The organism is Desulfococcus sp. (assembly GCF_050178255.1).
Classification (GTDB): Bacteria; Desulfobacterota; Desulfobacteria; order Desulfobacterales; family Desulfococcaceae; genus Desulfococcus; species Desulfococcus multivorans.
Window position 1 is genome coordinate 1 of sequence record NZ_JBFXGG010000158.1, and the last position, 5480, is coordinate 5480.

At 56.9% G+C, this 5480-nt stretch carries 4 protein-coding genes; all 4 read left to right on the plus strand.

The genetic code is table 11. From position 1 onward, the window contains the following. Positions 1 to 915 precede the first annotated feature (915 nt). The 4 genes from AB7S84_RS16280 (at position 916) to cas2 (ending at position 5292) form a co-directional block, all read left to right on the plus strand. Positions 916 to 2259 carry a tetratricopeptide repeat protein gene (locus AB7S84_RS16280; protein WP_428155771.1) on the plus strand — a complete coding sequence of 448 codons (1344 nt, stop codon included), beginning with the start codon at positions 916 to 918 and terminating at the stop codon, positions 2257 to 2259. A gap of 23 nt (positions 2260 to 2282) precedes the next feature. After that, positions 2283 to 3902 (plus strand): CRISPR-associated primase-polymerase type A1, encoded by a 1620-nt coding sequence (locus AB7S84_RS16285; protein ID WP_020878021.1) that lies wholly within the window; start codon positions 2283 to 2285, stop codon positions 3900 to 3902. Between the two features lie 64 nt (positions 3903 to 3966). Further along, the gene (cas1, locus tag AB7S84_RS16290; protein WP_020878020.1) at positions 3967 to 5013 is read left to right on the plus strand and encodes a CRISPR-associated endonuclease Cas1; all 1047 of its coding nucleotides are present in this window, start codon (positions 3967 to 3969) and stop codon (positions 5011 to 5013) included. Further along, positions 5014 to 5292, plus strand: coding sequence for a CRISPR-associated endonuclease Cas2 (gene cas2, locus AB7S84_RS16295; RefSeq protein ID WP_020878019.1), 279 nt, complete (start codon positions 5014 to 5016; stop codon positions 5290 to 5292). Positions 5293 to 5480: the final 188 nt, after the last annotated feature.

Sequence of the window (5480 nt, forward strand, 5' to 3'; positions counted from 1 at the left end):
AGCATTGCATTACGCCTTTTGTTTGAGGGCAAACTGCCCGACTTCCTGAACGAGTAGATTCGACTGTCAAAGAACACGATCTCCTTTAAACTTCAAGGAGCCGGTAAAACCGGGCTGAATAGTTACCTTTTTTATTTGTATTCAGTGTCCATAATGTAATTGAGTCTGAACCATTGCCCCGATTCGAGGGGATTGAGACAAGTACGGCTGTTGAGTGTTGATGTGCCACTTCTCGTGTCTGAACCATTGCCCCGATTCGAGGGGATTGAGACACACCCGGCCGAATGCTCCCGCACTTTTCATAAAAAGGTCTGAACCATTGCCCCGATTCGAGGGGATTGAGACTTTGATTCCCAGGCGCGACAGCTGAGTGATCGGCTCGATCCAAAACATTGCCCAAGCGCACAACCGCGTATTTTGTTCACCCTGCCCCACCCCTCTCAAAATTTTTCCCGGACTATTCTGAAAAATCCACCAGTCACACCGTTACTGATCCTGTGCACGTCTTTCGACGCTTACGACAGAAAGACTGACTGCACGGACATCCATTTTCCGATGTTCAAGCAGGTGAAAGCAGGTAGGGAGAGGAGGCCGGGAATTGACGATGTTGTATTTCAGGGAGCTGGTTCGGCTGTGCCGCCCGAATTTGAGAACGGCTATCTTTCTTGGAAAGTTGTATTCCAGGAATGAACAGAAACTCTGGATGCTGTTGAAACGTTGGGATTGAACCGCCTGGAAAAGGCGCTGTTCCGATGCCGCGGCGCTGAACGCAAAGACGCTTCGAAACCGGCGGGTTTCGAAGCGTCCTCCACAACACATTTCAACATTTTTTTTGGATTTTCTGAAAAAAGTCACCGTGATGCCGTTAGGGTATACAGAAACGACAATGACAAACCATTCCCGACGGAGGTCTCGATGAACGTGCCGAACAAAGCATCCGAAACAGATGACAGTGTTGTGGTCCATGACGAAAAAACCGGGATTGTCGAAGACGAATTCCTGCAGGTGAACGATCTGGTGACCGTCAGAAAAGATGCAGCCAAAAAGGCGGCCAAAGGCGTGCTTGCGGAGCTGGAGGTCATGATTCGTGAAAAGCGTTGGGAGGATGCGATCACTCTTTTCCACCCCATCGAAGAGAAGGTCCCCGAAACGATCGGCAGCGGATGGGATGGATCCATCCGCCGGAAGATCGCCTTTGCCCTGGGACAGATCAACCGCTTTGACGATGCTATCCGTGAACTGGACGCCTGTATTCAGGCCGACCCCGAAAATTTCTTTCTGCACAACTCCTTAGCCTATACAGCGTACAATTCCCTTTACGCGGCGAAGAACAAGGAAATCTTCCTGAGCGGCAAAAATCGACATGAACGCATCGACCTGGCTCACCGGCATTTTGCGGCGGCCCAGGCGCTCCGGCCGGACGGCGTGACCAACTTTTATCGCCAGGGCATGTTGTATCGGCAGATCGAACGGAAAACGTCCCAGGCACTGCCGCTGTTTTTCAAGGCGATTTCGAACTGGGAAAGCCTTTCGTCCGAAGATCGGGAGGCCAGGCACCAGGAACGCAAGAACTACATCAAGGCCCTTTATCAGGGGGCGTCGGCCGTTCTGGAAAACGGCAGACCCCAGAAGGCCCTGGATCTGCTCAAGCAGTGCCTTGCGGAGGACAACGGCACCGACCACATTTCCATGACCTTCAAGTATTTCGCTCTGGGAAAGGTCCATTTTAGTATGTGCCGGTTTGGCGAGGCCAGGGACGCGCTTCTGTTTTCATTGAAATGCAGCTCCTCGGGGCCGGTCGATTTTATTCGGGAACTTCTGGCCCGCACCTATCTCGCACTGGACAATCCAGCCAAAGGCCTTCAGGAAATCGAAAAACTTCCTGAAAGAATCCGAAGGCCTTATGTTCGCTGGACCGAGTCCGATCTGCGCATCAGCCTCGAGGATTTTGCCGGCGCCAGGGCTGTTCTGCTCAACGCCGTCGAACGCGACAACCGCTCCCGCCACAAGACGCTGGTCCGGCTGGCCAGGCTTGAATATCTCCTCGGCGGGTACGACAAGGTCATCGAGCACGGCAAAAGCGCCTGTGATTTTTTTACCGAGAAATGGGGCCAGGTGTATGCCGAAGGACTGTACTGGCAGATCCTGGGGGCCTATCGGTCCGGCGCTCCGGATAACGCCCGGACCCTGATGAGTCAGCTCGAAACGGAGCATCCCGACTACCCTGGGCTCGACAAGCTGAAATCACGCCTGACGTGAACGTCTGAAGAAAGGGGACAATCTTGAACCTTCCCGACCTCAAAAAACAGTCCTCGGATGCCGCCGACTTCCGTCTGATGCTGGCCTCTGTTGAAAAGCGTTTGCTGGCAGGCGAATTGACGGAAAGCGACCGCTCTTTTCTCGCCAGGTCGGATATCCGGCGGCACCTGAACCCGACTCAGAAAGTCCGATGGGCCGCCCTTGCCCAGATGGCCGGCGAGGTCGAAACGGCATTGTCCATCCTCGCCGCCGTAAACCGGGAAACGCCGGACAACGAGGCGGCATGGAAAGCTCGCCTCGAATTGCTCACGGCGTTGGGACGGAATCAGGAACTGGCCCAAGTCCTGGCGAGCGCGAAAGCGTTTCTTGACGACGGCGTCCTGAAACCGTTTATGGAAGCCGGCGATGAAAAGCGGGTCGAGCAGCCTGTTTCCGAAGATGCATTGCCGTCCGACGGTCCCTTTGAACGCCTTCGACGCCGGCAGGAACGCATTGAGCGCTACCTTTCCATTTTTTCGGGAAGAAGCGACGTGTTCGCCCGTCAGTGGGTGGACAGGGCCGCCGGAAAACAGGGATACGTGCCGGTTCGAAGAGGATTGTCGCCCCAGGACGTCGAGGATCACCTGAAAGGGGGAAAGACCTATGGCGTTTACCTTCTCAAGGAGGACAACACCGTCGCCTTCGGCGCCGTCGATGCCGACCTGAAAAACGAGTTCAGAAAATTGCCGCTGACCGGGGAAAACCGCCGCCGGATTCACCGGGAGAAGGTTTACATGGTATCCCGTATGAAAGAGCTGGCCAAAGCAGCCGGAACGGAGACCCTGGTGGAGTTCAGCGGGGGAAAGGGATTTCATTTCTGGTTCTTTTTCAAACCTCCGGCGCCCGCCGATGCGGTCAGGCTTTTTTTGACGGGGTTCCAGGAGACCCTGGCCGGGGATCTTTCGGCATTCTCACTGGAGGTTTTTCCGAAACAGGACCGTCTGGGCGGAAAGGGGTTGGGCAATCTCATCAAGCTGCCCCTGGGGGTTCATCGCCTCACGGGAAAGGTTTCCTGTTTTCCGGAATGCGCCGATCGGTCACAGGGTGCCCAGCTCGATTTCCTCTCGCACGTCCGCTTTCTGTCGCCGGATCAGCTCAAGGAGAGCACCTCTTCACCCGGGAAAGGGCCTCCCCTCATCCACCCGAGATGGAAGGCCTGGGCTGAAACCTACCCGGAGCTTTTCGCGCTGGAAAGAAAATGCCCACCCCTTGGGCAGGTGATCGCCGCCTGCAGAAACGGCATGCCACCGGCCCAGCGCGAGGAGCGCGTCCTGCTGCAGACCATCGGGTTTCTGCCCCGGGCCAAACGCCTCCTCCATTACCTGATGGGAAGCGTACCGGATTACAATCCCCATCTGGTGGATTTCAAGCTGAGTCGTCTCAGGGGCACACCGATGGGATGTCAGCGGATTCATTCCCTGATGTCGTTTGACGGAGACTTCTGCGAATTCAGCAGGATATCAAAGTACCGGCATCCGCTGCTGCATGTGGATGGGTGGACCGACGCCTCCTCGGTTGGAAGAGCGGAGAAGGTGGAAAATCTTTCCGGTGCTTTGGAAAATCTCAAGGCGGCTATCGATCAGGTCCTGATATTCGTGACCTGAGGGGATATCGATCCGAGCCGGAATATGCCGCGCCGGCGGTATGGGTACAAAGGAGCGTCATGCCATGGAATCCTTGTATGTTATCGAGCCGGGATGCTATCTGCGCCGGGAGGGTGCGGTCCTGAATATCTGCAAAGGGAAAGCGGTGGTGGACCGGATTCCGGCGGACGGATTGAAGCGCCTGATGCTGGTGGGTTACGTATCTCTCACCGGCGGCGTCCTCGATTTCCTGATCAACCGGCGGGTGGAGACGGTATTTATCACGGCAACCGGGCGTTTCCGGGCACGGCTGGGGGGCGACGTCCATCGGCACGTTCAGTTGCGCCGCGCCCAATACCTCACATTGAGCGGTGTGGGCGGCCCGCCCGTCGCCGCCGGCATCGTCTCCGGAAAACTGGAAAACATGGCGCGGTTCCTGATCAGCAGGGGCAGACGGTATGATGACGAGGCCCTGCGCATCGCCTCGGCCCGAATCCGTGCCATTCGGCATATCTGCGATGAGGGCACCTCCGATCTCGACCGATTGAGAGGCCTGGAGGGCGCCGGCACCCGCATCTATTACGGCGCCTTCGGCGGTCTCATCAAAAATCCGGACTTCCGCTTCACCGGACGGAACAAGCGTCCCCCGCTGGATCCGGTCAATGCCATGCTCTCGTTCGTTTACACGCTGTTAACCAACGAGGTGCTCTCCGCGGTCAAGGCCGTCGGCCTCGATCCATACCTGGGCGCGCTCCATGAGATCAGCTACGGCCGCCCCTCCCTGGCCTGCGACCTCGTGGAGGAATATCGGTGTCTGCTCGGCGACCGGATGGTTCTCGGATTGGTCAACCGGAAAATGCTGTCGCCCGGGGATTTCATATACCGGAAGAATCCGCCGGACACCTTCGTTGACGAGCGGGATATGAAGGAAAAACGCCCCGTCGAGATGAAGCCGCCGATCATGAGAACCTTCATCGCGAGCTACGAAGAGATGATGGCCAGGGAAATTTACTACCCTCCGGACGACTGCCGAACCGCCTACAGGCAACTGATTCATCGCCAGGCCGCAAGGTTTGCCGAGCACCTTCTCGAGGAGGGGAAGCCCTACAAACCGTTCATCATGGACCATTGAATGTTTTACCTGGTGTGTTTCGACATTGTCGACGACAAGACCCGGCGGCGCGCCGTGAAGATTATAGGCGAATACGGCTGCCGGGTTCAGAAATCCGTTTTCGAGTGCCCCGGTCTCGGGGAGAAACGCTTCCTGACCCTGCGCAACCGTCTCGAGGAGGTGATAGACAACCTGTGGGACACCGTCCGGTTTTACCGGCTTTGCAGCGCATGTCTGAAGGAGACGGAGTTTGTGGGGATCGGCGAGCCGCCTCGGGACGATTCGGCGAGGATTGTCTGAGGGTTCGGGGCGGGCGGCGCGCCGAAAGGGGCGGGAGGTTGGCCCCGCCCCGTAAAGAAATTATTTGGTCATGTTGGCGACCACGAAGCCGCCCCGGGGTCTTTTCATCAGGAACCGGATCGCTTCGCCTTTCTTGATCTTGCCCATCAGGCTCTGGAATTCGGCGATGGAGGACACCGGCTCCCGGT

Coding starts and splice junctions, on each gene's coding strand:
- AB7S84_RS16280 (WP_428155771.1), top strand. CDS start 916: ATGAACGTGCCGAACAAAGCATCCGAAACAGATGACAGTGTTGTGGTC.
- cas1 (WP_020878020.1), top strand. CDS start 3,967: ATGGAATCCTTGTATGTTATCGAGCCGGGATGCTATCTGCGCCGGGAG.
- cas2 (WP_020878019.1), top strand. CDS start 5,014: ATGTTTTACCTGGTGTGTTTCGACATTGTCGACGACAAGACCCGGCGG.